Raw genomic sequence first — 25,871 nt, 5'->3', positions numbered from 1 at the left:
ACGCCGGGGTCCGGGCTTCCGTACCTTCGTCCAGTCGCCGCGGCCCGCCCGCCGCCCGGGCTACGCTGGCCCCCATGCCCCTTTACGCCGCGTATGCCACCAACCTCGATGCCCGGCAGATGACCCGCCGGGCCCCGCACTCCCCGCTGCGCGGCACGGGGTGGCTCGCCGGCTGGCGGCTCACCTTCGGCGGCGAGCAGCTCGGCTGGGAGGGCTCGCTGGCCACCGTCGTCGAGGACGAGAAGGACCAGGTCTTCGTCTCGCTGTACGACGTCGCGCCGATGGACGAGGAGGGGCTGGACCGCTGGGAGGGCGTCCAGCTCGGCATCTACCGCAAGATCAAGCTGCGCGCGCAGACCCTGGACGGCGACATCCCGGTCTGGACGTACGTGCTCAACGACTACGAGGGCGGCCTGCCCGCGGCCCGCTACCTCGGCCTGATCGCCGACGCCGCGGAGAGCGCCGGCGCCCCGCACGACTACGTGATGGATCTGCGCCGCCGCCCCTGCTGAGGCCGGCCCTACGGCCTCGGCCCCCAGCCGCGCGCGGTGTCCGCCAGCACCCCGGCCACCACCGCGCGCCGGGCCGGCTCGGTGCGCAGCCCGTTGCCCAGCTCGACGTGCAGCCACGGCACCCCGACGCCGGCCGCGAACCGGCCCTCGACGTTGGTGGTGCCGCCCAGCTGCCCGCACTTCTCCCGCCAGGCCCGGCAGACCGCGTACCCGGCCCGGCCCAGCCCGCCGGCGGTGAGCTCGGCGGCCGTCCCGGGCTGCCCGACGCCGGGCGAGACCACCGCGTCCTGCCCGGGCAGGCTGCCCTCGTCGAAGCCGTGCACCTGGATGCCGGGCACCCCGCGTCCGGCGAGCGCCTCGATCACGGCCGCGAAGACGGTGTCGGTGCGGTGCGCGACGTCCGAGGAGCCGTCCGGTCCGGCCCGACGGTGCGCCCCGGCGAGCACCAGCACACCGCCCGGCGCGGCCCGGAACACGTCCACCCCGAGCGCCTCGGTACGGGCGTCCGACACCGGGTGCGGCACCTGCACGGACCAGGCCGCGCGGGCCGAGAGGTCCAGGTAGACCCGGCCCCAGCCGCGGCTCGACTCGGCCGTGGCGTCGGCCAGCTCGGCCACCCGGCGGCCGGTGACGGCCTCGGTGAACTCGGTGCGCCGGTAGCCGACCCGGGCCAGCGCGCGGTCCGCCTGCTCGGGCTGCCCGTCGAGCAGGCCCAGGACGCCGTCGGCCAGCGCCCGGCGCTGCGCGGCGTCCGGCACGGTGTACGCGGCGGGGCCGCCCGGCGCGAAGCCCTCGGCGAACTCGTCCACCCGGGCCGCCAGGTCCACCGGGGCCGGCCCGGTGGGCGTCGTCCGGGAGGTCTCGGCCGCGCGCGGCCGTTCGGCCCGGCCGCGCGCGGCCAGGGTCAGCACCCCCGCGAGCGCCGCCAGCACCAGCAGCACCGCCACGGGCAGTAGCAGCGAGCGTCGCGAACCCCGGATCTCCATGGCGGACGAACCTACCCTGCCGACCGGACCGACCATGATCCACACCGGCGGGAAACCAATCGACACCGAATGGACACCGTACGGAGACCATTATGTGACAACTTTTTCGAAACCTCTTCGTACGCTGATGCCGCTTGACCAGCTCTTGATCCCTGCTTGACCGAGAAGGCCGGCCACGGACCTCCCGGAACGGGCGGCGCCGGGCCCGGAGGAGAACGAGGCCCCTGTGAGCGGCACGGCACCCACCCCGCCGCGGCAGCACCGCTCCCGCCGCCGGGCGGACATGCCGCTGCTCGGAGGCATCCGTCCGCCCATCGCGCTGCTGCTGGTGCTGCTGCTCGCCGTCGCCGCGATCACCGCCCTGGCCGTCGGCGGGCTGCGGGTCGACGACACCCCGCAGGCCGTCCGGGAGTCCCACCAGTTCGCCGCCCAGGACACCGCGACCTCACTGCGCGCCGGACTGCACGAGAGCACCACCGACCTGCGCCGGGCCGCCGCCCGGTACGAGAGCGCCCCCGCCGAGCCCGCCGAGGTGCTGAGCGCGCTCGGCCAGGCGTACCACAAGTGGCGCGGCACGGCGGTGGTCCGCCCCGACACCGGCCGGCTGCTGGCCGCCCGCGGCGAGACCGTCCCGCTGGGCGGCCTCGACCTCACCAAGGTCACCGACACCGCGCCCGCGCCCGTCCTGGTGCCCTCCACCACCGGCACCCGGCTGCTCACCTTCGCCCTGGTCGCCACCAAGGCCGACGGCCGCGCGCTGCTGGTCGCCTCCGACAACCTGCGGCTGCCCGGCATCGCCACCCGCAAGGAACAGACCATCCAGGTCCTCGACGCCTCCGGCGCCGTCCTGGACACCACCGGCGCCGCGCTGACCGCCGAGCCCGACCGCAAGGTGGTCGCCACCGCCCGCGAGCGCGCCGCCCGGGAACGCCCCGTCCCCGGCGAGACCGCCGCCGGCAGCCTGACCGGGAGCGCGGACGACAAGGGCGTGCGCCGGGTCGTCGGCTGGGCCGCCGTCGCCAACCCCGACGGGCACGACCTTGCCGCCCCGCTCGGCCTCACCGTGGTCTCCACCAGCACCGTCGACGGCAAGCCCGGCAGCCTGCGCCACCCCGCCCTCGGCCTGGCCGCCGCCGGAGCCCTGCTCGTCCTCGCCCTGCTGCTCGCCTGGTACCTGAGCCGCAGCCTCCAGCGCCCGCTGCTGCGGCTGTTCCTGGAGTCCCGCCGGCTCACCCGCGGCGAGCACCTGGAGCAGCCCGTACGGGGCCCGAAGCGCGGCGAGACCGCCCGGATCGCCCGCGCGCTGGAGGAGCTGCGGCTCCAGCTGCGCGACCCCGACCGCCGACCGGCCCCGGCCCCGGCCGCCGGGCGCCGTCCCGGCACCGCGCTGCCGCTCGCGCTCTGCGCCGTCCTGGTGCTCGGCTGGTCCGGCCCGCTGCTCCTCCTCGGCGGCAACGACTCCGGCGTACGGGTGCCCACCCAGGTGGTGGCCGGCCAGCGCGACCGCACCGACACCGCCGCCGACCGGATCCGCCAGGCCCTCAACGAGGGCTACGCGGACCTGCGTTCGCTCGCCCCCTCGCTCGCCGAGGCCTCCGTCGGCAAGGCCGAGAACCTGCTGCGCGCCACCCTCGCCGAGCACGACCGCTACCGCGCGCTCTACGTCCTCGGCGCGAACGGCGAGGTGCTCGCCCGGGCCGGCGAGACCCCGCACCGCACCGGCCCGGAGGCGCTCGGCGCGAGCGGCGTGCTGCTGCTCAACAGCTCCGGCAAGGAGCCCCGGATCGCCGCCCGGGCCGCCCTGGGCGCCGCCCCGGCCGACGTCGAGGCGGACGGCGCCAAGGACGGCGCCGCGGAGGGTGCCCCGGAGCCCAAGGGCCCGGTGCTGGTCGGCGAGTTCAAGACCGACTTCCTCGGCTCCCTGCTGGTGCGCCCCGGCCTCGGCCGGGTCTGGCTCGTCGACGACCGGCAGCGGGTGCTGGCCGCCAACGAGGGCTACAGCTCCTTCGGCGAACTGCCGGACGGCCGGGCCCGCACGGTCCTGACCGCCGCCCGGAAGTCCGCCGCCGCCGACGTGCTGCGCGACGGGGGCGACCCGGCCCTGTTCGCCGCCGCCCCGCTCGGCGGCAACGGCAGCGTGGCCAAGCTCGGCTGGTCCGTGGTCACCGCCCACCCGGTGGCCTGGCTGCACCTGGACCAGAACCGGGCCGACCGGCGGGTGGTGCTGGCCGGCATGCTCGGCCTGGCCGCCGCCGCGCTCTGCCTCGGCTGGCTGTTCATCGCCGTCGGCCTGCCGCTGCGCCGGCTCGCCGCGAGCGCCGAGGCGCTGGCCGCCGGCGACCGCCGGACCGTGCTCTACCCCGTCCACCACGACGAGGTCGGCGCCGTCGCCCGCAGCCTGGAGCTGATCCGCCAGGAGCTGGTGCGCGCCGACCAGGCCGGACGCACCGGCCACCGGCCGTCCGCACCCGGCCGGGCCCCGGCCTCCACCACCACCGCCCGCTGAGCCCCCGCCCCCGCCCGAAGGACCTCCCGTGCTCTTCCTCTACGTCGTGCTGCTGGTGTGCTGCACCGTGCTGCTGGTGGCCGGCATCGTCGAGCAGCGCCGGCACTTCACCGCCCTGGAGCAGATCCCGACCCGGGTGCTGGTCAACGGCATCCGCGGCAAGAGCTCGATCACCCGGCTGTGCGCGGGCGCGCTGCGCGGCGGCGGGCTGGTGACGGTCGCCAAGACCACCGGCACCGCGGCCCGCTTCATCCACCCGGACGCCACCGAGGAGCCGGTCTACCGCAAGTTCGGCATCGCCAACGTGGTGGAGCAGATCGGCATCGTCCGCCGGGCCGCCACCTACCGGCCGGACGCCCTGGTGATCGAGTGCATGGCCGTCATGCCGGCGCTCCAGGAGGTCAACCAGACCAAGCTGATCCGGTCCACGATCGGCGTGCTGTGCAACGTCCGCGAGGACCACCTCGCCGAGATGGGCCCCACCCTGGACGACGTCGCGCGCTCGCTGTCCCGCTCGATGCCGGTCGGCGGGGTGTGCGTGACCGCCGAGCAGGAGCGCGCGCACATCCTCCGCGAGGAGGCGGCCAGGCGGGACTGCCGACTGATCCTGGTGGACCCGGAGTCGGTGACCGACGAGGAACTGCGCGGGTTCAGCTGGTTCACCTTCAAGGAGAACGTGGCGATCGCCCTCGCCGTCGCCGAACTCCTCGGTGTGGAGCGGCAGACCGCGCTCCAGGGCATGTGGGCGGCCCCGCCGGACCCGGGCGTGCTCTCCGTCGAGCGCTACCGGACGGCGGACGGCAAGCGGCTGCGCTTCGCCAACGTCTTCGCCGCCAACGACCCCGAGTCCACGCTGATGAACGTCCGCCAGCTGGAGGGCCTCGGCGCGATCCACCGCCCGCTCAGTGTGGTGATCAACTGCCGCCCCGACCGGGTGGAACGCAACGGCCAGATGGGCCAGATCGTCCCGGACCTCGACCCGGAGACGGTCTTCCTGATCGGCCACCCCACCAAGAGCGCCCGGGACGGCATCCCGGCGGACTGGTCGGGCCGGGTGGTCGACCTCGGCGGCGACAAGCGCGACCCGGCCCGGCTCACCACCGAGCTGCTGGCCGAACTCGGGCCGGACTCCTCGCTGGTGGCGGTCGGCAACATCCACGGCCAGGGCGAGCTCTTCCTGGAGGAGCTCACCCGGCTGGAGCCCGACGAGGACGGCGAGGCACCGGAGTTCGCCTACCACGAACCCGAACCGCTCTACCCGGAGCCGGACTACCACGACCCCGCGTACGTCGAACCCTCCCCCGCCGAACCGGCCCCCTGGCAGCAGCCGGCGTACCAGGACCAGGCCTACGGCGCACCGGCGTACGCGCAACCGCCGTACGCGGAGCCCGCGTACACGGACCCGGCGTACACCGACCACGGCTACGCCCAGCCCGGCTATGTCCAGTACGGCCACACCCAGCCCGGCTACGTCCAGTACGGCCACGCCGAACCGGCCCACGCCGACCCCGGCCACGCCGAACCGGCCGCCACCGACCCCGTCTACCGCCCCGAACCGATTCCCGACTCCTGGTACGACCCCCACCACCGCCCGACCCACTACGGAGACCAGCAGTGATCCCCACCGAGCTCACCCCCGAGATCGCCGCCATCGGCATCGCGCTCGGCCTGGTCTTCTCGCTGGTCTGCTACCTGACCACCAACCTCTCCCCCGGCGGCATGATCACCCCCGGCTGGCTGGCCCTCACCCTGGTGGAGGACCTCCAGCGGGTGGCCATCGTGATCGGCGTGACGGTGCTGACCTACCTCGCCACCCGGGTCGTCCAGAAGCTGGTGATCCTCTACGGCAAGCGCCTGTTCGCCGCCGTGGTGCTGATCGGCGTGCTGCTCCAGGCCACCGTGATGCTCGTCCTCCAGCGCGAACTGCCCACCCTGTACGCCAACCAGACGCTCGGCTTCATCGTCCCCGGCCTGATCGCCTACCAGCTGGTCCGCCAGCCGCGGGCGGCCACCCTGATGGCCACCAGCACGGTGACGCTCGCCAACTACGTCGTGCTGACCGCCGGCGTGCTGCTCGGCGCCCTGCCCGGCACCTGATCCCCACGGAAGCCCCCATGCCCGTCACCCGCAAGTCCCTGCTCAGCGGCGGCCTCGCCGTGACCCTGCTGGCCGCCAGCGGCTACCTCACCGTCCAGTTGCGGGACCGCGACCGGCAGCCGGCGGCCGGCAGCGGCGCGCCGCTGATCGCCGCCCCGCCGCCGGCCCCGACCGGGACGGCCTCGCCGGCCGGGTACCGCTACGAGCGGCTGTCCGGCCCGGACCGCACGGTGGTCCGGGACGCCCGCGGCGGCGTGGTCGCCACGCTGACCGACAACGCCCGCACCGCCGTGCTGACCGGCCCCGGCCGCACCTTCGCCGAGCCGAGCACCACCACCGCCACCGTGGTGACGGACAACTGGGTCCGGCTGATGCCGCAGCCGTGGAAGCCGGGCGCCGAGCAGGAGGGCTGGTTCCGCACCTGGTTCCAGCAGTCGCTCGGCTCCACCGCCGACGACGTGCTGGCGGTGGCCACCCAGTACATGACCGGCGCGCCCGCCGAGAAGGACGCCAAGGGCGTGCGGTTCAAGGGCGACGCCTCCTTCGGCCCGCTCAATCCGAACGGTTCGGCCGGCAACGACCTGCGGCTGGAACAGACCGACTTCCTCGACTACCTGGGCGTTCCGTACACGTTCGCGGACAAGGTGACCAAGCAGCCCGACAAGACCCGCTACGGGGGTTTCGACTGCTCGGGCTTCGTGCGGATGGTGTACGGCTACCGCTCCGGCTACCCGCTGCTCTCCAAGGACGTCGCCGGTCCCGGCCTGCCGCGCACCGCCAACGGTTTCGCCCGGGTCGGCCCCGGCGTCCCGGTGATCCCGCTGGCCACCGCCCCCGGCTCGGAGACCACCCTGCGTCCGGCCTCGCTCGACCCGCTGCAACCCGGTGACCTGGTGTTCTTCGAGATCGACGCGCGCACCGGCGCCCGGCTCGACCACGTCGGCATCTACCTGGGCCTGGACACCGACGGCCACCCCCGGTACATCTCCAGCCGGGAGGAGGCGGACGGCCCGACCTTCGGCGACAAGGGCGGCACCTCGCGGCTCGACGACAACGGCATGTACGCGAAGGGGCTGCGCAACGCGAAGCGGCTCTGAACCCCGCTCCGTGCGGGAACCGACGGCCCGACGACCCGTACGGCACCGCCGAGCCGTGTTTTCGGGTCAACCGGGTAACGATCCGGCATGCCGCGGACGAATTTCTACGCGCGTAGCCGAAACCCGTCTATCCTCGGACCCGTGAACGCTTCTCCTCAGTCGGTCGTCTCCGCCGACCCCTACGCCGCCGCCCAGGCCGCCGCCGAGCGCCTGCGCGAGCTGACCGGTGCCGAGCGGCACGACGTCGCCCTGGTGATGGGCTCCGGCTGGGTGCCGGCCGCCGACGCCCTGGGCGAGACCGTGGCCGAGTTCCCGGTCACCGAGCTCCCGGGCTTCCCCGCCCCCGCCGTGGCCGGCCACGCCGGCAAGATCCGTTCGGTGAAGATCGGCGACAAGCGCGCCCTGATCTTCCTCGGCCGCAACCACTACTACGAGGGCCACGGCGTGGCCACCGTCGTCCACGGCGTGCGCACCGCCGCCGCGGCCGGCTGCGGCATCATCGTGCTGACCAACGGCTGTGGCGGCCTGCGCCAGGGCTGGACCCCCGGCCAGCCGGTCCTCATCAGCGACCACATCAACCTGACCGCGGACTCCCCGATCGTCGGCGCCAACTTCGTCGACCTCACCGACCTCTACTCCAAGCGCCTGCGCGCGCTGTGCCTCGAGGTCGACCCGTCCCTGGACGAGGCCGTCTACGTCCAGTTCCGCGGCCCGCACTACGAGACCCCGGCCGAGGTCAACATGGCCCGGGTGATCGGCGGCGAGCTGGTCGGCATGTCCACCACCCTGGAGGCCATCGCCGCCCGCGAGGCCGGCTCCGAGGTCCTCGGCATCTCCCTGGTCACCAACCTGGCCGCCGGCATGACCGGCGAGCCGCTCAACCACGCCGAGGTGCTGGAGGCCGGCAAGGCCTCCGCCGAGCGCATGGGCGAGCTGCTGGCGAAGGTCCTTGAGCGGATCTGACGCCCCGCCAGGCGCAGAATCATGACTGACGGGGCCCACGGGCGGCGTGATCCGCTGATCACGCCCTCCCGTGGGCCCCGTCCGCATGCGTGACCCCCCTCTCTGCGGAACCCCCGGTCACAGCGGAACCCTCCCGACCCACAGCGGAACCTCCGGCCGACACACCGACGCACTTCCCGATGGAGCTGGCATGACGCAGGCACTCAACCCCGACCTCCTCGCCCGGGCCCGGACCTGGCTGGCCGAGGACCCCGACCCGCAGACCCGCGAGGAGCTCTCCGCCCTGCTGGCCCGGGCCGAGGCCCCGGAGGCCGAGACCGACGGCAAGCTCGCCTGGGCTGACCTCTCCGAGCGCTTCTCCGACCGCCTCCAGTTCGGCACCGCCGGCCTGCGCGGCGAGCTCGGCGCCGGCCCGATGCGGATGAACCGCGCCGTGGTGATCCGGGCCGCCGCCGGCCTGGTCGCCTACGTCAAGCAGCAGGGCCTGGGCGACCTGGTCGTCATCGGCTACGACGCCCGCCACAAGTCGTACGACTTCGCCCGCGACACCGCCGCCGTGGTGGTCGGCGCCGGCCTGCGCGCCGCGCTGCTGCCGCGCCCGCTGCCGACCCCGGTGCTCGCCTTCGCCGTCCGCCACCTCGGCGCGGCCGCCGGCGTCACCGTCACCGCCAGCCACAACCCGCCGCAGGACAACGGCTACAAGGTCTACCTGGGCGACGGCTCGCAGATCGTCCCGCCGGCCGACGCCGGGATCGCCGCCGAGATCGACGCGATCGGCTCGCTGGACGAGGTCCCGCGCGCCGAGGAGGGCTGGGAGGTGCTCGGCGAGGACGTCGTCGAGGCCTACCTGGCCCGGGCCGTCTCCATCGTCGACGAGCACGGCCCGCGCGACCTGGAGGTGGTGTACACCCCGATGCACGGCGTCGGCCGCGACACCCTGGTCGCCGCGTTCCGCCGGGCCGGCTTCCCCGCGCCGACCGTGGTCGCCGAGCAGGCCGAGCCCGACCCGGACTTCCCGACCGTGGCCTTCCCCAACCCGGAGGAGCCGGGGGCGATGGACCTCGCCTTCCGCACCGCCGCCGCCGTCGGCCCGGACATCGTGATCGCCAACGACCCGGACGCCGACCGCTGCGCGGTGGCCGTCCCCGCCAACGGCAACGCGGCCGGCGGCGGCAGCGGGGCGGCCGGCTGGCGGATGCTGCGCGGCGACGAGGTCGGCGCGCTGCTCGGCTCGGCCCTGGTCGCGAAGAAGGCCGAGGGCACCTTCGCCACCACCATCGTGTCCGCCACGCTGCTCGGCCGGATCGCCGAGGCCGCGGGCCTGGGCTACGCCGAGACGCTGACCGGCTTCAAGTGGATCTCCCGCGCCGAGGGCCTGCGCTACGGCTACGAGGAAGCGCTGGGCTACTGCGTCGACCCGCAGGGCGTCCGGGACAAGGACGGCATCACCGCCGCCCTGCTGGTCGCCGAGCTCGCCGCCACCCTCAAGAAGTCCGGCCGCACCCTGTCCGACCTGCTGGACGACCTGGCGCTGGAGCACGGCCTGCACGCCACCGACCAGCTCTCCGTCCGGGTCCAGGACCTCTCGCTGATCGCCGACGCCATGCGCCGCCTGCGCGAGCAGCCGCCGACCGTCCTGGCCGGCCTCCGGGTCACCCGCGCCGACGACCTGTCCGCCGGCTCCGCCGACCTGCCGCCCACCGACGGCCTGCGCTACTACCTGGCCGGCGAGGGCGTCCGCTCCGCCCGCATCGTGGTCCGCCCCTCCGGCACCGAGCCCAAGCTCAAGTGCTACCTGGAGGTCGTCCTGCCGGTCGCCTCCGCGGCCGACCTGGCCGCCGCCCGCGGGCGCGCAGCCGACCTGCTCGCCGCCGTCAAGCGGGACCTCGCCGAGGCCGCCGGCATCTGACCCGCCCGGCACCGCAGGACACGCCGCCCCGTCGAGCACGGCTCGACGGGGCGGCGCGGTTCCCGGACGGCCACGGCGTCGGGCGGCACTCCGCCGGGGCCGCACCGGGGCGGCTCAGAAGCCGGTGTCGTAGGTGTAGAGCGCGGTGTGGTCCAGCAGCTGGGCCGGCGTGGTGGTGTTCCAGGGCTTCATCGTCCTGCCGAGGTCGACCACGTTGGCGGTGGCCGCCGCGGGCAGGTAGCCCGAGGCGGGGTTGCGGCGCTGCCACTCCGCCCACAGCTTGTCGATGAAGCAGTGGTGCAGCCAGAACGCCGGGTCGTTCGGGGACATCCCGGAGTTCATCTGGCCGCCGATCCACACGTGCACCCGGTTGTGCAGGTTGGGGCCGCGCCAGCCTTCCAGGTTGTTGCGGAAGCCGTCCGAGGAGCTGTTCCACGGGGCGGCGTCGTAGACGGTCATGGCGAGCACGCTCTCCACCTCGGCCCGGGTGGGCAGCGCGGAGACCGCGGTGCCGAGCGCGCGGCGCAGGTAGTCGCGGCTGTCGGGGCGCACGTTCAGCGTCCACTTCCCGGTGCTGTACGCGAACGGGCCGGTGGTCACCTGGTTGTCGCCGCTGCGGCCGTTGCCGCCCAGGAAGTCCGCACCCCAGATCGACGAGGTCGCCGACCGGTCGACGGTCCAGTCCCAGTACGGGAGCGTGACGTTCGGGTCGACGCTCTGCAGGTCCCGCTCGAACTGCAGCAGGAACTGGCGGTGCCAGGGCAGGAAGGACGGGGAGCGGTGCCCGACCCGCTCCCCGGTGTCGCTGTCGTTGATGATGAAGTAGTTGTGCGAGTCGACGTAGCCGTCGTAGCGGCCGAGCCGCTTGAGCTCCAGCACGGCGTCGACGAAGGCGCGCTTCTCCTGGGCCGTCAGGTTCGCCTGGTTCTTGCGGACTGCCATGGTTCCTCCTCGGTGGGCGGGTGGTCCGGACGTGCGGTGGGTCCGGTTCAGGCGACGGAGATCGGTACGAGCGTGGCGCCCTGGAGGTCCTTGACGGCCGCGCGGGCGAGCGCGCGCGGGGTGGGGAAGGTCTGGTAGTGGTTGATGACGCTGATCCAGGTGCCGTCGACGTTGCGCATCATGTGCAGCTCCTGGCCGTCGATCAGCACCGTGTACCCGACGCCGCCGTGGTGGCCGCCGTGGGCACTCGGCTGCCCCTGGATGCGCCGGCCCTGGAAGAGCTCGTCGAAGTGGTCGTTCTCCCCCAGGTCGGAGGCGGTGGCGGGCTTGCTGGTCGGCCCCGCGACGGCCAGCACGCCCGTGCCGACGGCGGCGGTGAGCGCCAGGGCCGCGCCCTGGAGCATCCGTCGCCGGGTCAGCTGCGCGGTGTCGTTGATTTCGGACATGGTGAAACCCCCTCCGGCGCCTCGAAGAAACGAGGCGCCCACATGAAAGAAACGTTTCTTCACGAGGTCGGATTGGCAAACAGACCCAAAACCCCCGCCATGGAAGGCAATTCCATGGTCAATCCGCCCCACAGTCATACTTTCAAGGGATGTGGGCGGTTCGTAACGGGCGCATGACGAATGCGAAGAGGGTTGTGCGATTTTCCGGTCAGCCCATTTGTCGAATGCTCATCATCAGCCGCGAGGAAGTTTCACCTTCCAACCGCTCGCAGGCGATCTTTCGAAAGATCTTCCGGAACTGCCCCGCCCTCCCCGCAGACCTTCCCGCACGGCGCGCTCCCGGCGACGCGGCTCACACCCGGAACATGGCGGGATGCGGCAGGCGGCGCCCGGCCCTTCGCCCGCGCCCCGCCCCGGGGATTCGCCCCACTCGCCCACCCGGAGTCCCCGATGTCCGGGTTCGTCGCCACGGGCGGCGACCCCCGCGCCCGGACCGACCCGATCCGGACAGCACGTCGCCCGGACAGCACTTCGCCCCGCCGGACACGATCCGGCGGGGCGAGGTGCGGCGGTCGGGGCGCCCGGGGCGCGCCTCCGGCTCAGACCGCGATCACCGTGATCAGGGCGACGAGGCCGAGCAGGGTGGGGGCGATGACCCACCAGCACCAGCGGGCCTCGACCGGGCCGGCCGCGGCGGGGCGGGAGGCGTTGCGCTCGGCCATCTCCTGGAGGACTGCGGTGACCTGGTCGGACCAGGCGCGGGTGGGGTCGGGCGAGCCCTGGACGACCGGGTTGGTCCGCTTGGCCATCCCCAGCCCGAGGCCGGTCCGGGAGGCGTGCTCGGCGGCGCTGGGGCGCTGCGCCCGGGTGGCCCGCTTGCGCTGGCGCAGCGACACCGGCACCGCCCAGACCTGGTACTTCTTCCCGCCCGCGAGCAGTTCGACCGAGTACCCCGCGCGCAGCGCCTCCACCGAGGCCCACGGCGCGACGACGGTCCTCCAGGGGTTGCGCACCACCAGCCGGTCACGGCCCGCCCGCACCACCGGGCGCAGCGTGTACGCGATCACCGGGAAGGCGAACACCGGCACCGCGGCGAGCGAGACGTACGGGGTCTTCCCGGTGCCGCTCAGCACCGCGTCGCCGATCAGCCAGGCCGCGACGACCAGCAGCAGCACTCCGGAGATCGCGCCGGGGACGGAGCGGTACACGCGGTCCGCGTACTCGGCGTCCCCGTCGGGGTCGGCGGGGTTCCGGTGGGGCTTGTCGTCGGAATCGGTCATGGCGTCGATTCTGCCCCATGCCCCTCGTCCGGAGGTCTCGGTCCGGCCACGAATGGCAGGCGCCCTGGCGGCCCACTACGCGCGTAGATATGCTGCTCTGGTGACTATGTCCACTGTTGCAGCCAATGCCCTCGGCGTTGCGGGCAGCGGCCTCCAGGACGTTGCGGCGTCCGAGGCCTCGCTCCGCCGTTTCCTGCACGGCCTGCCCGGCGTCGACCAGGTCGGCCTGGAGGCGCGTGCCGCCGCTCTCGGTACCCGCTCGATCAAGACCACGGCGAAGGCGTACGCCATCGACCTGGCGATCTCGATGATCGACCTGACCACGCTGGAGGGCGCGGACACGGTCGGCAAGGTGCGCGCGCTGTGCGCCAAGGGCAGGACCCCCGACCCGACCGACCCGACCACCCCCCGCGTCGCCGCCATCTGCGTCTACCCGGACATGGTCGCCACCGCGAAGGCCGCCCTGAAGGGCACCGGCATCCAGGTCGCCTCGGTGGCCACCGCCTTCCCGGCCGGCCGCGCCGCGCTCCCGGTCAAGCTCGCGGACACCGCCGACGCGGTGGCCGCGGGCGCCGACGAGATCGACATGGTGATCGACCGCGGCGCCTTCCTCTCCGGCCGCTACCTCGACGTCCACAACGAGATCGTGGCCGTCAAGGAGGCGTGCAAGCGCCCGGACGGCAGCTCCGCCCACCTCAAGGTGATCTTCGAGACCGGCGAGCTGCAGACCTACGACAACGTCCGCCGGGTCTCCTGGCTGGCGATGCTGGCCGGCGCCGACTTCATCAAGACCTCCACCGGAAAGGTCGCCGTCAACGCGACCCCGCCGGTCACCCTGCTGATGCTGGAGGCGGTCCGCGACTTCCGCGCGGCCACCGGCGTCCAGGTCGGCGTCAAGCCCGCCGGCGGCATCCGCACCACCAAGGACGCCATGAAGTACCTGGTGATGGTCAACGAGACCCTCGGCGACGACTGGCTGACCCCGCACTGGTTCCGCTTCGGCGCCTCCAGCCTGCTCAACGACCTGCTGATGCAGCGCCAGAAGCTGGCCACCGGCCGCTACTCCGGCCCCGACTACGTGACGGTGGACTGATCACCATGGCCAAGAAGAAGAACACCGAGGAGCCCGTGGCCAAGCCCGCCGGCGGCCTCTTCGCCTACGCCCCGGCGCCGGAGTCCCCCGCCGCCGCGGGCGACATCGCCACCTCCTACGGCCACTTCATCGGCGGCGAGTTCGTCGACTCCTCCGGCAACGAGGCCCTGAAGACGGTCAACCCGGCCACCGAGCAGGTGCTCGCCGAGTTCGCCCAGGGCACCGAGGAGGACGTGGACCGCGCGGTCGCCGCCGCCCGCAGGGCCTTCGCCGACTGGTCGGCGCTGCCCGGCAGCGAGCGCGCCAAGTACCTGTTCCGGATCGCCCGGATCATCCAGGAGCGCAGCCGCGAGCTGGCCGTGCTGGAGTCGATCGACAACGGCAAGCCGATCCGCGAGACCCGCGACGTCGACCTGCCGCTGGTCGCCGCGCACTTCTTCTACTACGCGGGCTGGGCCGACAAGCTGGACTACGCCGGCTTCGGCGCGAACCCGAAGCCGCTGGGCGTGGCCGGCCAGGTCATCCCGTGGAACTTCCCGCTGCTGATGCTGGCCTGGAAGGTCGCGCCCGCGCTGGCCACCGGCAACACGGTCGTCCTGAAGCCGGCCGAGACCACCCCGCTGACCGCGCTGCGCTTCGCCGAGATCTGCCGCCAGGCCGGTCTGCCGAAGGGCGTCGTCAACATCGTCACCGGTGACGGCCGCACCGGCGCCGCGCTGACCGGCCACCCGGACGTCAACAAGGTCGCCTTCACCGGCTCCACCCCGGTCGGCCGCGCCATCGCCAAGCAGCTGGCCGGCACCCGCAAGAAGCTCTCGCTGGAGCTGGGCGGCAAGGCCGCGAACATCGTCTTCGACGACGCGCCGGTCGACCAGGCGGTCGAGGGCATCGTCAACGGCATCTTCTTCAACCAGGGCCACGTCTGCTGCGCGGGTTCGCGCCTGCTGGTCCAGGAGTCCGTCCAGGACGAGCTGCTGGACGCCCTGAAGCACCGGATGGCCACCCTGCGGGTCGGCGACCCGCTGGACAAGAACACCGACATCGGCGCCATCAACTCGGCCGAGCAGCTGGCCCGGATCACCGCGCTGACCGAGGCCGGCGAGGCCGAGGGCGCCGAGCGCTGGTCGCCGGCCTGCGAGCTCCCGGGCACCGGCTTCTGGTTCAAGCCGACCCTGTTCACCGGCGTGAGCCAGGCCCACCGGATCGCCCAGGAGGAGATCTTCGGCCCGGTGCTGTCGGTGCTGACCTTCCGCACCCCCGCCGAGGCGGTCGAGAAGGCCAACAACACCCCGTACGGCCTCTCCGCCGGCATCTGGACGGAGAAGGGCTCGCGCATCCTCTGGATGGCGGACCGGCTCCGGGCCGGCGTGATCTGGGCCAACACCTTCAACAAGTTCGACCCGACCTCGCCGTTCGGCGGCTACAAGGAGTCGGGCTACGGCCGCGAGGGTGGCCGCCACGGTCTGGAGGCCTACCTCGATGTCTGATGTCGCCACGCGTCTTGACGTCTTCAAGACCTACAAGCTGTACGTCGGCGGGAAGTTCCCGCGCTCCGAGAGCGGGCGGGTGTACGAAGTGACCGACTCGAAGGGCGAGTGGCTCGCCAACGCCCCGCTGGGCACCCGCAAGGACACCCGCGACGCCGTCCTGGCCGCCCGCAAGGCGGTCAAGGGCTGGGCCGGCACCACCGCGTACAACCGCGGCCAGGTGCTCTACCGGGTCGCCGAGATGCTCCAGGGCCGGCGCGAGCAGTTCGCCGCCGAGGTGTCCGTCTCCGAGGGCATCGGCCCGAAGAAGGCCGCCGCCCTGGTGGACGCCGCGATCGACCGCTGGGTCTGGTACGCGGGCTGGACCGACAAGGTCGCCCAGATCGCGGGCGGCGCCAACCCGGTCGCCGGGCCGTACTTCAACCTCTCCACCCCGGAGCCGACCGGCGTGGTCGGGGTCGTCGCCCCGCAGGCCGGGTACGGGCACTCGCTGCTCGGCCTGGTCTCGGTGATCGCCCCGGCGATCGCCACCGGGAACACGGTCGTGGTCGCGGCCGCCGCGGACGCCCCGCTGCCCGCGCTGTCGCTGGGCGAGGTGCTGGCCACCTCGGACGTCCCGGGCGGCGTGGTCAACATCGTCTCGGGCCGGACGGCGGACATCGCCCCCACCCTGGCCTCGCACCAGGACGTCAACGCGCTGGACCTCACCGGGGCCATCGCCGAGGACGGCCCCGGCGCGGCGAAGGCGCTGGAAGCCGCCGCCGCGGATACCCTGAAGAGGGTGGTCCGTCCGCAGCTGGACCCGTTCGCCCAGGACTGGACGAATGCGCCCGGTACGGAACGGCTACTCTCGTTCCTGGAGACGAAGACGGTCTGGCACCCGAAGGGGATCTGACCTCCGCCGCTCCGGGTAACAACTCCACAGACTGGCCGTCCCCAGTGCCCTCACCCCCCCAGGGCCCGGACGGTCATTGGACGGACCCGCGCCTCTCCCCCCCTGGCGCGGGTCCGTCGACTTTCGTCGCCGGGCGCGGCGACCTTCGGCGGTCCCGGCGCGGGCGCCCGCGGACCAGAATCGTCCGTACCGGGAACGAACGAGGGGGAGCCGTGGGAGAGTTGATCGCCGAGCTGATGCCGCTGTTCGCGGACGGCTTCCTCCGGAAGTGGCACGTGTCCCGCACCCGCAGGCGGCTGGCCTCGGGCAAGTCCGTGCGGGTGCCGTGCTCGGCCCGCTCCGACCGGCCCGGCTGGCAGCGCGCCTACGTCAACGGGAAGTTGCGCATCACTCCGGGCGCCCCGACGGCCGCCTTCGGCTCCCTCGCCCTCGGCCGCCTCGACCTGCCCGCCGGAGGCACCTTCCACGAGCCCGAGCCCGACACCTGGCACAGCCAGGACTGGGCCGCCACCGGGTACCGGCCGCCCGGCGGCGGCGAGCCGGTCTACCTCCAGGTCGACAGCCGCTACCTCCCGCTGCTGCACGCCGCCCTCACCGACCCGGAGGCGACCAGGAAGGAGTGAGCCGACCGGTTTCGGCAACCGGCCGGGATGCGTCAGACTGGTGTCCCGTGAGTGACTCCCCCATGAACCCCGCACCGACCGGGCATGCCCGGGTGATCCTGCTCTCCGGGCCCTCGGGGTCGGGGAAGTCCTCGCTCGCCGAGCGCAGCGGCCTTCCGGTGCTCCAGCTCGACGACTTCTACAAGGACGGGGACGACCCGACCCTGCCGCGGCTGCCGGACGGCGCCGTCGACTGGGACTCCCCGCTCGCGTGGCACCGCGACCAGGCCGTCGCCGCGATCCGCTCCCTGTACGAGCACGGCCGTACGGACGTCCCGGTGTACTCCATCCCGGACAACGGCCGCATCGGCACCCGCGGCCTGGAGCTGGACGGGGCGGGCGCGTTCATAGCGGAGGGCATCTTCGCCGCCGAGATCGCCGCCGAGTGCGCCGACCAGGACCTCCTCGGCGACGCCCTGTGCCTGCGCAACGGCGCGCTCACCACGGCCTGGCGCCGGCTGCGCCGGGACGTCCGGGAGGGCCGCAAGTCGCTGCCGGTGCTGCTGCGCCGGGGCCTGCGGCTGATGCGGGCCGAGCGGTCCATCGTCGGCCGGCAGGTCGCGCTCGGCTCGTACGCGTGCGCCGGCCCGGAGGCCGAGCGGCGGATCCGCGCCGCGGCCCGGACGACGGAGCTCTCCGCGGCCTGAACCCCGCGCCGCCGGAGCCCGCGCGCCGGCCCGGCCGGAGCCTTCGCGTCCGGCCCCCGAGCACGACGAAAGCCCGGTGCGTCTCCCCCGCACCGGGCCGTCGCCTTCCCGAACGGTCCTCGGCTCCCCCACGGGCGTGCTCCCCCGAGCCGCTGCCCCCGGACCGTGACCGTCCGCTTCCCGTCCCCCGACGGGAGTCCTCGTTACGCGACCAGCTCGCCGAACGCCCGGACGGTGTCGCCGGACTTGTTCAGGTGCTCGTCCTCGCGCAGCCGGCGCAGGGCGCGCCAGATGCTGCTCTTGACCGTGCCGACGCTGATCCCCAGCACGTCGGCGATCTCCGGGTCGGTCTTGCCCTCGTAGTACCGCAGCACCAGCATCGTGCGCTGGTTCTCCGGAAGCTTCGCCAGCGCCTGCCAGAGCACGGTGCGCAGCTCGGTGCCGCCCATCGCGTCGGTGTCGCCGGCCGTCTCCGGCAGCTCCTCGGTCGGGTACTCGTTGACCTTGCGGCGCCGCCAGGCGGAGATGTGCAGGTTGGTCATGGTGCGGCGGAGGTACCCGCCGACCGCGGCCTTGTCGGTGATCCGGCCCCAGGCCCGGTAGGTGCTGAAGAGCGCGCTCTGCAGCAGGTCCTCGGCCTCGTAGCGGTCACCGGTCAGGTGGTAGGCCGTGGCGTACAGGGAGGCGCGGCGCTCGCGCACGTACGCGGTGAACTCCGTGATGTGGTCCTCCGCGACGGCCGGGTGCTCCCCCTGCGCGCCTCCCTGTGCGGCCTCGGTGGTGCGGGCCGCAGCGGGGTTCAGCCGCAGCAGCGTCGCACCGGCGGCCTCGCGGCTGTCCGGCTCCCCCGAACCGAACGTCCGCAGACCGTTCCCCCCGGTCCCCCGGTTGCCCGGGGCGTCCTTGCCCTCGACGCGGACGGGGAGGACTCCCCGCAGCGTGAGGGTGGTGCCGGAGTCGGCCGAACTCCCCAGACGGCCGATCCCGTACAACTCCCCCGTCCTGCCGCCGCCGCTCACCCGACGGGCGCCAGGGTTTCCACCGGTGCTGTGCGCGCACCCCCGCACGGTCACGGCACCGGAGTTCTCGTCGGTCCTGACCTCGAACCGGGTCCGGTGGGACGTGGCTGACGAACGCGCGGTGCGGACAGCCGGGTTGGTCCGGGTCTGAAGCATGGCGTTCATCGTGCGCCCCCTGGGTCGGTACGAGCGGTTCCGGTAGCCGCCCTTCAGCCGGCCTTGCGGCCCGCTGTCCTGCGGCGACACGGAAAATCCTGCCCGCCGGTTGTGATGGCGCTGTCCGCCGACTGTCACAGGGGTGTCACAGGAGCGGGCCGAATGTCCTGGTCCGCCTCCCTCCGTACCGGACGCCGGTGGCACGCGTTCCGGTTCCCGGGGGAGCGGTGGGCGGTCCGGGGGGTGATTCGGCGCTGCCGGTGGGCCAAAATGGGGCCGTGCCTTTCCTCCTACTGATCGAGGACGACGACGCCATCCGGACCGGCCTCGAACTCGCCCTCACCCGCCAGGGCCACCGCGTGGCCACCGCCGCCTCCGGCGAGGACGGTCTGCGCCTCTTCAAGGAGCAGCGGCCCGACCTGATCGTGCTGGACGTGATGCTGCCCGGCATCGACGGCTTCGAGGTGTGCCGCCGGATCCGGCGCACCGACCAGCTGCCGATCATCCTGCTGACCGCCCGCTCGGACGACATCGACGTGGTGGTGGGCCTGGAGTCGGGCGCGGACGACTACGTGGTGAAGCCGGTGCAGCCGCGGGTGCTGGACGCCCGGATCCGGGCGGTGCTGCGCCGCGGCGAGCGGGAGAGTTCGGACTCCTCCGCCTACGGCAGCGTGGTGATCGACCGCGCGGCGATGACCGTCACCAAGGACGGGCAGGACCTCCAGCTCACCCCGACCGAGCTGCGGCTGCTGCTGGAGCTCAGCCGCCGGCCCGGCCAGGCGCTCTCCCGCCAGCAGCTGCTGCGGCTGGTCTGGGAGCACGACTACCTCGGCGACTCCCGCCTGGTGGACGCGTGCGTGCAGCGGCTGCGGGCCAAGGTCGAGGACGTGCCGTCCGCGCCGACGCTGATCCGCACCGTGCGCGGGGTGGGCTACCGGCTGGACCCGCCGGCCTGATCCCGCCCGCCCCCGACCAGCCCCTCACCCGCCCCTGGAACTCCCGTACCACGACAGGCTCTTGTGACTGACCATCAGACGACTGCCCGGCGGTTCTCGACGGGCCGGTGGCGTCGGCTGCGCTCCCTGCGGGTGCGGCTGATCGCGGTGTTCGCGGCCGTCGCGCTGCTCGCCGCCGTCTCGGCCTCCGGCATCGCGTACTGGCTGAACCGCGACGCCGTGCTCAAGCGCGCCCAGGACACCGCGCTGAACGACTTCCGTGTCTCGCTCACCCGCAACGTCTCCGAGCTGCCGCTGAACGCGACCTGCCAGGAGCTGGCCGGGCTGGCATCCACCGTGGCCAGCTCCGGGCTGACGTACGACGTGGTGATCGTCGACCCGGCGCACCCGGAGTGCCCGGCCTCCTCCGACCCGACGCACTTCACGCTGGCCGACGTCCCGACCGCGCTGCAGTCCACCGTCGCCCGGCCGCGCGAGGTCACCGAGAACAACCCGTACCCGTACCACCTGTACTGGCAGCGGCAGAACCTGGAGGGCCGGCCGTTCGTGATCGGCGGCACCAAGGTGGTGCCGAACGGCCCGACGGCGTACATGTTCAAGTCGCTGGAGAACGAGCGGGCCGACCTCAACACGCTGGGCTGGTCGCTGGCGATCGCCACGCTGCTCGCGCTGATCGGCTCGGCGCTGCTCGCCCAGGCCGCCTCGGCGACCGTGCTGCGGCCGGTCAAGCGGCTCGGGGACGCCGCCCGGCGGCTCGGCGAGGGCCGTCTGGACACCCGGCTGGAGGTCGAGGGCTCGGACGAGCTGGCCGACCTGGCACGGACCTTCAACCGGGCCGCGGAGTCGCTGCACGAGCAGGTCGAGGAGCTGAGCGCGCGCGAGGCGCAGAGCCGGCGCTTCGTCGCCGACATGTCGCACGAGCTGCGCACCCCGCTGACCGCGATGACCGCCGTGACGGACATCCTGGAGGACGAGGCCGAGTCTCTGGACCCGATGATCGAGCCGGCCGTCCGGCTCGTGGTCAGCGAGACCCGGCGGCTGTCCGACCTGGTGGAGAACCTGATGGAGGTGACCCGCTTCGACGCGGGCACCGCCAAGCTGGTCGCCGACGAGGTGGACATCGCCGACCTGATCATGTCCTGCATCGACGGGCGGGCCTGGTACGACGCGGTCGAGTTGGACGCCCCGCGCGGCATCCTGGCCGTGGTCGACCCGCGCCGGCTCGACGTGGTCTTCGCGAACCTGATCGGCAACGCGCTGAAGCACGGCGGCTCGCCGGTGAGGGTCAAGGTCCGGCAGGACGGGGAGTCGGTCGTGATCGAGGTCTCCGACAGCGGCCCGGGCATCCCGGAGGACGTGCTGCCGCACGTCTTCGACCGCTTCTACAAGGCGGACCGGGGGCGGGCGCGCTCGGAGGGCAGCGGTCTCGGCCTGTCGATCGCGATGGCCAACGCCCGGATACACGGGGGGACGATCACGGCGGCGAACGGGGAGGTCGGCGCGGTGTTCACCCTGACGCTGCCGCTGGCCCCGCCGCCTCCGCCGTCCGCGGGCGAGGCCGAGGGCCGCCCCGCCGGCGACGCCGCCGAGGACAAGGACGCCACGTGAGCACCCCGACCGACACCGCTTCCCCCCGCACCGTCCTGCGCCGCGGCGCCGGCGTGCTGCTGCTGCTCGCGCTGGCGTCCGGCTGCGGCATCCGGCCGACCGCCGTACCGGTCGACGCCGGCGCGCCCGCCAGCCGGACGGCCTGCCCGACCACCCCGCACATACCGGCGGCCCTGGTCACCCCGCCGGGCCCGGCGCCGACCGTGTCCCCGACCCGCGGCACCAAGGCGGCCGTGAGCCCGAGCCCGTCGCCCACCCCGGTGGCACCGGGCAGTCCTCCGCCGGACAACGTGTTCGGCGCGGTGCCGACGGCCTCGGCCTGCAAGTAGGCCGGAGAAGGGGCGGGAAGGGGGCGGGAAGGGACTTCGGGGGCGCGTTTGGGAATGTTCACGCCCGGTGTGGAACCGACGTGCAGTCGGTCCACGTCCTCCCTCCCGTGCAGCGAGATGGCACCAGGACACGCGACGAGCGTTCCGGCGCGGGGACCGAGAGCAGCCCGGCGGCGGCCGTCCACCGTCCCCTCCGGTTGGCCGGACTGGCGGGCCTCACCGGCCACCTGGCGCTGGTGCTCTGGCTGGTGCTGAGACCACTGCCGGTCGCCTGGGTGTACGACGCCAACCTGACGCCGCTCGCCTCGCTCCGCTCCTCCAGCGGCTGGCAGGTGGTCGGCGAGCTCCTGCTGCTGGCCCCGCTCGGGATCCTGCTGCCGCTGGCCGGCGGCCGGCTCCGGGCCCGCTGGCTGCCCTCCTTCCTGCGCACCACCGGCGTCTCCGCGATGCTGGCGACCGTGCTGGAGTTCCTCTCCTCCTGGGCCCCCGGGCACGTCCTCAACGTGGACCACATCCTGCTCGCCGTGGTCGGCGTGGCCGTCGCCCACCTCGCGCTCGTCCCCGGCCTGCGGCACCTGCTGCGGGACCGGCGGCCGCGGGCGCCCCGGCCGGCGGTGCGCTCCGCACCGCCGGTGACCGCCGTCGGCGCGGTCGCGGCCGTCACCTCGGTCGCCACCGTGGCCCCGGTCGCGCCCGCCGCCCGCCGCCGCGCCTAGGGCGTGTCTGACACTTGGCGTCGCACGCCCGGCGGGAATTGTCAGACACGCCCTAGCTAGGCCGAGCCGACGCCCCCGGCCGGCTGAGCCGTGCCCGGGGCCCGGACCACCCGGCCGCCGACCTCGACCAGCCCGCCCCCGCGCGGACCGGCCAGCAGCAGCGAGCCCCGGCCCTGGGTGACGGCCAGCTCCCGGCCGAGGCGCGCGGCCAGCAGCAGGGCGGCCGCACCGGTCGCCTCGTCCTCGTCGATCCCGTCGCCCCGCCCGGGGAAGGCCCGGGCCCGTACGGTGCCGGCCGCATCGTCCCGCCAGGCCCAGGCGTAGACCCACTCCCCCGGCGGCGGCACCTCCAGCGCCTCCACCTCGGCCGCCGAACCGTACTGCCGCAGGGTGCGGGCCGGGGCCCACTCCGGCCGGGCCGCGATCCGGACCAGCCCGTCCGCCCGCCGCACGGCCACCTCCCCGGCCGCCGTGACCAGCCGGTCCACGCCGAGCAGCCAGGCGGCGCCCACGCAGGGGTGGCCCGCGAACGGCAGGCGCACCGACGGGGCGTAGATGTCGATCTCCCCGCGCTCCGGGTCGTCGACGAACACCGTCTCGCTGAAGCCGAGTTCGCGCGCGATCCGCTGCCGGTCCGCGCGCTCCGGCACGGCGGCGCCGTCGCGCACCACCCCGAGCGCGTTCCCGTGGCTCCCGTCGGGCCCGCAAAAAACCCGCAGCACCTCAAACTCCGTCATTTCCCACCTCGTCTGCTGCCGCGCCGGAACAGCGCAATGACACCGTGACGCAAAGGCGGCGACGAATGTCGGCCGCCTCCAGTACTCTGCGCTCTCGTCCCCGAACGGCGCCCGCCGTTTTCTCTTCTTCCCCTCCCAGGAAACCGTCTTGAACAATCTGGACTTCAGCGTCGAACCGCTCTTCTCGTGGTACGTCGTGCTCTTGGCGCTCAGCGGCGTCATCATGGTGGCCCTCGGAGCCGCCGCCGGAGGGCTGAAGGTCGGCCTGCGCATCCTCAACGTCGTCCTCGGCCTCGGATTCCTGGGGTACGCCTACTACCTGGCGTTCGTCTTCGAGGGCGGCACCTACTACATCTTCTTCAAGGTGTTCATCCTGCCGATCGGCATGATCGTCGCCTCGGTGAAGGCACTCGTCGAGCGCGGCAACGCCAAGAAGCAGCCCGCCCAGGCCGCGGCCGGGTTCGACCCGGGCGCCCCGCAGGGGTCGTTCAACCCGGGCGCGCCGTTCAACCCCAACGCCCCGCAGGCCCCGTACAACCCCAACGCCCCGTACGCCGCGCAGCCGGGCGCGCCCGTCCCGCCGCCGGCCGGCGTCCCCGCTCCGCCGGTCGCGCCGCTGGCCGCCCCGCCCGCCCCGCCGCACGGCGCCTCGCCGTACCAGCCGGGCGTCCCGCCGCAGCCGGTGGCGGACAACCCGTACGCCCAGCCGCAGCCGCCGCAGAACCCGGCCGGCTGAGCGCAGCGCTCCGCGCGCCCACCGCGCGCACGCCGGAAGGCCCGTCCGTCACCCGCCGCCGAGCGGGGACGGCCGGGCCTTCCGGCGTGCGGGGCTCAGTTGCCGCCGCTCCGGACGCGGTTGCGGCGCCGCGCCACCACCAGGGTGCCGATGCCCATGGCGATCGCGGCCACCCCGGTGACCGCCAGCGGCCGCGAGGCCGCGCCGCCGGAGGTGGAGGCCAGCCGGGTGCCGGCGGTCGGGACCGCGGCGGCGGCCGGGTGCGCGTCGTCCGCCGGGCTCGACGCCAGCGGGGGCACCGCCACCGTGACCACCGGGGCGGTGGACGGCTCCGGTGCCGCCTCGCCCGGGCCGGGGTCCGGGACGGCCGGAGCGGGCGCGGCGGTGGCACTCGTCGCGGCCACGGTGATGAAGTCGGCCGCCGGGCCGACCGACTCGGCCGCGCCCTCGCCCGGCTCCGGCACGGTGTCCGAGACGGCGACCAGGGACTCGAACAGGATCGGCGCGTCCTCGGTGAAGGCCAGCCGGAGCTCGACGGTGCGGCTCCCGCCGTTCGCGAGGGTGATGACGCCGGAGTCCCGGTCCCCGGCCCGCAGTCCGAAGCAGAGCCGGTCGGTGCGCTGCGAGCAGCCGCCCGGGGTGGCGCCCCACCACTGCCCGTCCGCGGCACGGAACTCGAACCTGACGGTGTCCGCGGGGAGTTCGTGCTCCCCCCGGAACACGACCGCGGGCACGACCCGCAGCTCCTTGCCGCTGTGGTTGGCGAGCAGCAGCCTGAACGGCTTGGCCTCCCCGCCCACCGTGAACAGGATGGGCACGCCGTCGAACCCGACCTCGGCGGTGGCCGCCGGGGTGGTCGGCGCCGCGGTCGGTACCACCGCCGGGACGATGAGCAGGTCCGGGCGGCCGCTGTCCGCGTCGCCGGTGTGCTGGTCCGGCGGCAGGGCCGGATCCGAGACCGCGGCGGTGAAGCCCGCGGTCACCCGCCCGGCCGGGGCGTCGGCGGTGACGGTGAGCCGCAGCCGGTAGACGGCCTCGGCGCCGGCCGCCAGGGACAGCGCGGCGGGCCGGTCGAGCACCCAGCGGCCGCCGGTGGCGAGGCCGTTCGCCCGGGCGTCCTGCCACTCGGCGCCGCCGGGTGGCCGGTACTCCAGCCTGAAGTGGCCCGGCCCGGTGCCGGCACCGGTGTCGGCCAGGACGAAGACCGGGGACCGGACGTCCAGCCGGTGGTCGGCGGTGTTCCGGAGCGTCGCGGTGAACTCCACCGGCGCACCGCCCGCGCTGAGGGTGCCGGGAACGCCGGCGAGGGCGACCGTGACCGGCGAGGAACGGCCCTGGGTGCCCGGGGACACCGCGACGGGCTGCGGCGCGGCGAAGCCGACCGGGGTCCCGGCGACGGCCAGGCCGGAGGCCAGCGTGACGGCGGCGGTCGCGGTCAGGAATCTGCGATGCCGAGTGTGCAATCCAACCTCACGGGAGAATGCGGGACAGAACCCATCAGGACGTGAAACCGCTTGCACGAGAGGTCGTTTCACGACGAAGTCGGGCTTTCGTCCGCCCCCCGGCCGACCGCGATCGGCAGCATCCTATCGAGCCCCCTCCGGCGCTCCGGACCGAGGACGCCCCCCGGTTCCTCAGGGCCACCCTGACGGGACCCCGACATCCGGCTACGCCTCCCCGGTGACCCTTCGGGGTGGAGAATCACCTGCCGGGCTGAGGACTTGGGGCGGGCGGCGGCGGAGGATGGAGGCAGCCCGCCGGACCGGCCGGACCGGGCCGCCACCGTACGGAGAAGAGCATGAGTTCCCGTCTTGCCCGTCCCCGCCACAACCGCGTCATCGCCGGCGTCTGCGCCGGGCTCGCCGACCGCTTCGGCCTCACCCCGTCGACCATGCGCGTGATCTTCCTGGTCTCCTGGCTGCTGCCCGGCCCCGGGATCCTGCTCTACGTGATCCTCTGGCTGCTGCTCCCCCAGGAGCCGTGAGCCCGGGCCCCGGCGCCCGCTCCCGGAAGACCCCGGAAGGCCCCGGAAGACCCCGAACGAACTCCGGAACAGGAGGCCCGCCTTGGCCGGCGCCCACGAGACCCAGCT

Annotated in this window: 25 protein-coding genes; 18 read left to right on the top strand and 7 right to left on the bottom strand. The window is 74.0% G+C overall.

The genetic code is table 11. The features are described 5' to 3' along the window. Positions 1-74: 74 nt before the first annotated feature. Positions 75-512: a gamma-glutamylcyclotransferase gene (locus ACWD4P_RS16435; protein WP_224284955.1), complete on the top strand. Its 438-nt coding sequence runs from the start codon at positions 75-77 to the stop codon at positions 510-512. A gap of 8 nt (positions 513-520) precedes the next feature. Here the strand turns inward: ACWD4P_RS16435 and ACWD4P_RS16430 are convergent, their stop codons facing one another. After that, positions 521-1,564: a hypothetical protein gene (locus ACWD4P_RS16430; RefSeq protein WP_449780034.1), complete on the bottom strand. Its 1,044-nt coding sequence runs from the start codon at positions 1,562-1,564 to the stop codon at positions 521-523. A gap of 160 nt (positions 1,565-1,724) precedes the next feature. On the opposite strand from ACWD4P_RS16430, the gene ACWD4P_RS16425 reads away from it, so the two are divergent. The 6 genes from ACWD4P_RS16425 (at position 1,725) to ACWD4P_RS16400 (ending at position 10,070) form a co-directional block, all read left to right on the top strand. Beyond that, positions 1,725-4,004: a HAMP domain-containing protein gene (locus ACWD4P_RS16425; RefSeq protein ID WP_449780033.1), complete on the top strand. Its 2,280-nt coding sequence runs from the start codon at positions 1,725-1,727 to the stop codon at positions 4,002-4,004. 28 nt (positions 4,005-4,032) lie between these two features. Continuing rightward, on the top strand, positions 4,033-5,622 hold the full coding sequence (gene pgsB, locus ACWD4P_RS16420; RefSeq protein WP_449780032.1) for a poly-gamma-glutamate synthase PgsB: 1,590 nt from the start codon (positions 4,033-4,035) through the stop codon (positions 5,620-5,622). Then, entirely contained in the window at positions 5,619-6,101 is a 483-nt protein-coding gene (locus ACWD4P_RS16415) for a poly-gamma-glutamate biosynthesis protein PgsC/CapC (RefSeq protein WP_063349074.1), read from the top strand. Before pgsB ends, ACWD4P_RS16415 begins: the two co-directional genes overlap by 4 nt. A gap of 17 nt (positions 6,102-6,118) precedes the next feature. Next, positions 6,119-7,198 (top strand): C40 family peptidase, encoded by a 1,080-nt coding sequence (locus tag ACWD4P_RS16410; RefSeq protein WP_359829821.1) that lies wholly within the window; start codon positions 6,119-6,121, stop codon positions 7,196-7,198. 141 nt (positions 7,199-7,339) lie between these two features. Continuing rightward, positions 7,340-8,161 (top strand): purine-nucleoside phosphorylase, encoded by an 822-nt coding sequence (locus tag ACWD4P_RS16405; protein ID WP_359829820.1) that lies wholly within the window; start codon positions 7,340-7,342, stop codon positions 8,159-8,161. Between the two features lie 190 nt (positions 8,162-8,351). Then, entirely contained in the window at positions 8,352-10,070 is a 1,719-nt protein-coding gene (locus ACWD4P_RS16400) for a phospho-sugar mutase (RefSeq protein WP_449780031.1), read from the top strand. A 114-nt stretch (positions 10,071-10,184) separates the two neighbouring features. Here the strand turns inward: ACWD4P_RS16400 and melC2 are convergent, their stop codons facing one another. From melC2 to ACWD4P_RS16385, 3 genes are all read right to left on the bottom strand, one after another. After that, the gene (gene melC2 / locus ACWD4P_RS16395; RefSeq protein WP_359829055.1) at positions 10,185-11,012 is read right to left on the bottom strand and encodes a tyrosinase MelC2; all 828 of its coding nucleotides are present in this window, start codon (positions 11,010-11,012) and stop codon (positions 10,185-10,187) included. A 47-nt stretch (positions 11,013-11,059) separates the two neighbouring features. After that, a complete protein-coding gene (melC1, locus tag ACWD4P_RS16390) occupies positions 11,060-11,458 on the bottom strand; it encodes an apotyrosinase chaperone MelC1 (protein ID WP_359829056.1) in 399 nt (132 codons plus the stop codon). Positions 11,459-12,057: 599 nt separating this feature from the next. Beyond that, positions 12,058-12,738: a PH domain-containing protein gene (locus tag ACWD4P_RS16385; RefSeq protein WP_359829057.1), complete on the bottom strand. Its 681-nt coding sequence runs from the start codon at positions 12,736-12,738 to the stop codon at positions 12,058-12,060. Positions 12,739-12,844: 106 nt separating this feature from the next. Here ACWD4P_RS16385 and deoC point away from each other — a divergent pair, with 106 nt between their 5' ends. From deoC to ACWD4P_RS16360, 5 genes are all read left to right on the top strand, one after another. Continuing rightward, positions 12,845-13,831, top strand: a complete 987-nt coding sequence (gene deoC, locus ACWD4P_RS16380) for a deoxyribose-phosphate aldolase (RefSeq protein WP_449780030.1) — start codon at positions 12,845-12,847, stop codon at positions 13,829-13,831. Between the two features lie 5 nt (positions 13,832-13,836). Then, on the top strand, positions 13,837-15,318 hold the full coding sequence (locus ACWD4P_RS16375; RefSeq protein ID WP_449780029.1) for an aldehyde dehydrogenase family protein: 1,482 nt from the start codon (positions 13,837-13,839) through the stop codon (positions 15,316-15,318). Next, positions 15,311-16,213 carry an aldehyde dehydrogenase family protein gene (locus tag ACWD4P_RS16370; RefSeq protein ID WP_359829060.1) on the top strand — a complete coding sequence of 301 codons (903 nt, stop codon included), beginning with the start codon at positions 15,311-15,313 and terminating at the stop codon, positions 16,211-16,213. Before ACWD4P_RS16375 ends, ACWD4P_RS16370 begins: the two co-directional genes overlap by 8 nt. Before the next feature lie 212 nt (positions 16,214-16,425). After that, positions 16,426-16,836, top strand: a complete 411-nt coding sequence (locus ACWD4P_RS16365; protein ID WP_449780028.1) for a hypothetical protein — start codon at positions 16,426-16,428, stop codon at positions 16,834-16,836. A gap of 47 nt (positions 16,837-16,883) precedes the next feature. Further along, the gene (locus tag ACWD4P_RS16360; RefSeq protein ID WP_449780027.1) at positions 16,884-17,522 is read left to right on the top strand and encodes an ATP-binding protein; all 639 of its coding nucleotides are present in this window, start codon (positions 16,884-16,886) and stop codon (positions 17,520-17,522) included. A 203-nt stretch (positions 17,523-17,725) separates the two neighbouring features. Here ACWD4P_RS16360 and ACWD4P_RS16355 read toward each other — a convergent pair whose 3' ends face one another. Beyond that, on the bottom strand, positions 17,726-18,595 hold the full coding sequence (locus tag ACWD4P_RS16355) for a SigE family RNA polymerase sigma factor (protein WP_449780058.1): 870 nt from the start codon (positions 18,593-18,595) through the stop codon (positions 17,726-17,728). Between the two features lie 380 nt (positions 18,596-18,975). On the opposite strand from ACWD4P_RS16355, the gene ACWD4P_RS16350 reads away from it, so the two are divergent. From ACWD4P_RS16350 to ACWD4P_RS16335, 4 genes are all read left to right on the top strand, one after another. Then, complete coding sequence (locus tag ACWD4P_RS16350) at positions 18,976-19,653, top strand: response regulator transcription factor (protein WP_030257458.1); 678 nt, start codon at positions 18,976-18,978, stop codon at positions 19,651-19,653. 63 nt (positions 19,654-19,716) lie between these two features. Then, the gene (locus tag ACWD4P_RS16345; protein WP_449780026.1) at positions 19,717-21,261 is read left to right on the top strand and encodes an ATP-binding protein; all 1,545 of its coding nucleotides are present in this window, start codon (positions 19,717-19,719) and stop codon (positions 21,259-21,261) included. Beyond that, positions 21,258-21,590, top strand: coding sequence for a hypothetical protein (locus ACWD4P_RS16340; protein WP_359829063.1), 333 nt, complete (start codon positions 21,258-21,260; stop codon positions 21,588-21,590). Before ACWD4P_RS16345 ends, ACWD4P_RS16340 begins: the two co-directional genes overlap by 4 nt. A 197-nt stretch (positions 21,591-21,787) precedes the next feature. Continuing rightward, a complete protein-coding gene (locus tag ACWD4P_RS16335; RefSeq protein WP_359829064.1) occupies positions 21,788-22,306 on the top strand; it encodes a VanZ family protein in 519 nt (172 codons plus the stop codon). A 56-nt stretch (positions 22,307-22,362) separates the two neighbouring features. Here the strand turns inward: ACWD4P_RS16335 and ACWD4P_RS16330 are convergent, their stop codons facing one another. Beyond that, positions 22,363-23,043 carry a PhzF family phenazine biosynthesis protein gene (locus tag ACWD4P_RS16330; RefSeq protein ID WP_449780025.1) on the bottom strand — a complete coding sequence of 227 codons (681 nt, stop codon included), beginning with the start codon at positions 23,041-23,043 and terminating at the stop codon, positions 22,363-22,365. Positions 23,044-23,191: 148 nt separating this feature from the next. On the opposite strand from ACWD4P_RS16330, the gene ACWD4P_RS16325 reads away from it, so the two are divergent. Next, positions 23,192-23,779 (top strand): hypothetical protein, encoded by a 588-nt coding sequence (locus ACWD4P_RS16325; protein ID WP_449780024.1) that lies wholly within the window; start codon positions 23,192-23,194, stop codon positions 23,777-23,779. A 95-nt stretch (positions 23,780-23,874) separates the two neighbouring features. Here ACWD4P_RS16325 and ACWD4P_RS16320 read toward each other — a convergent pair whose 3' ends face one another. Next, entirely contained in the window at positions 23,875-25,242 is a 1,368-nt protein-coding gene (locus ACWD4P_RS16320) for a hypothetical protein (RefSeq protein ID WP_449780023.1), read from the bottom strand. 335 nt (positions 25,243-25,577) lie between these two features. Here ACWD4P_RS16320 and ACWD4P_RS16315 point away from each other — a divergent pair, with 335 nt between their 5' ends. Then, positions 25,578-25,763 carry a PspC domain-containing protein gene (locus ACWD4P_RS16315; protein ID WP_359831831.1) on the top strand — a complete coding sequence of 62 codons (186 nt, stop codon included), beginning with the start codon at positions 25,578-25,580 and terminating at the stop codon, positions 25,761-25,763. Positions 25,764-25,871 lie beyond the last annotated feature (108 nt).

The sequence above is a fragment of the Kitasatospora sp. NPDC002543 genome (assembly GCF_053594915.1).
This window is presented reverse-complemented; position numbering and strand designations above follow the sequence as displayed.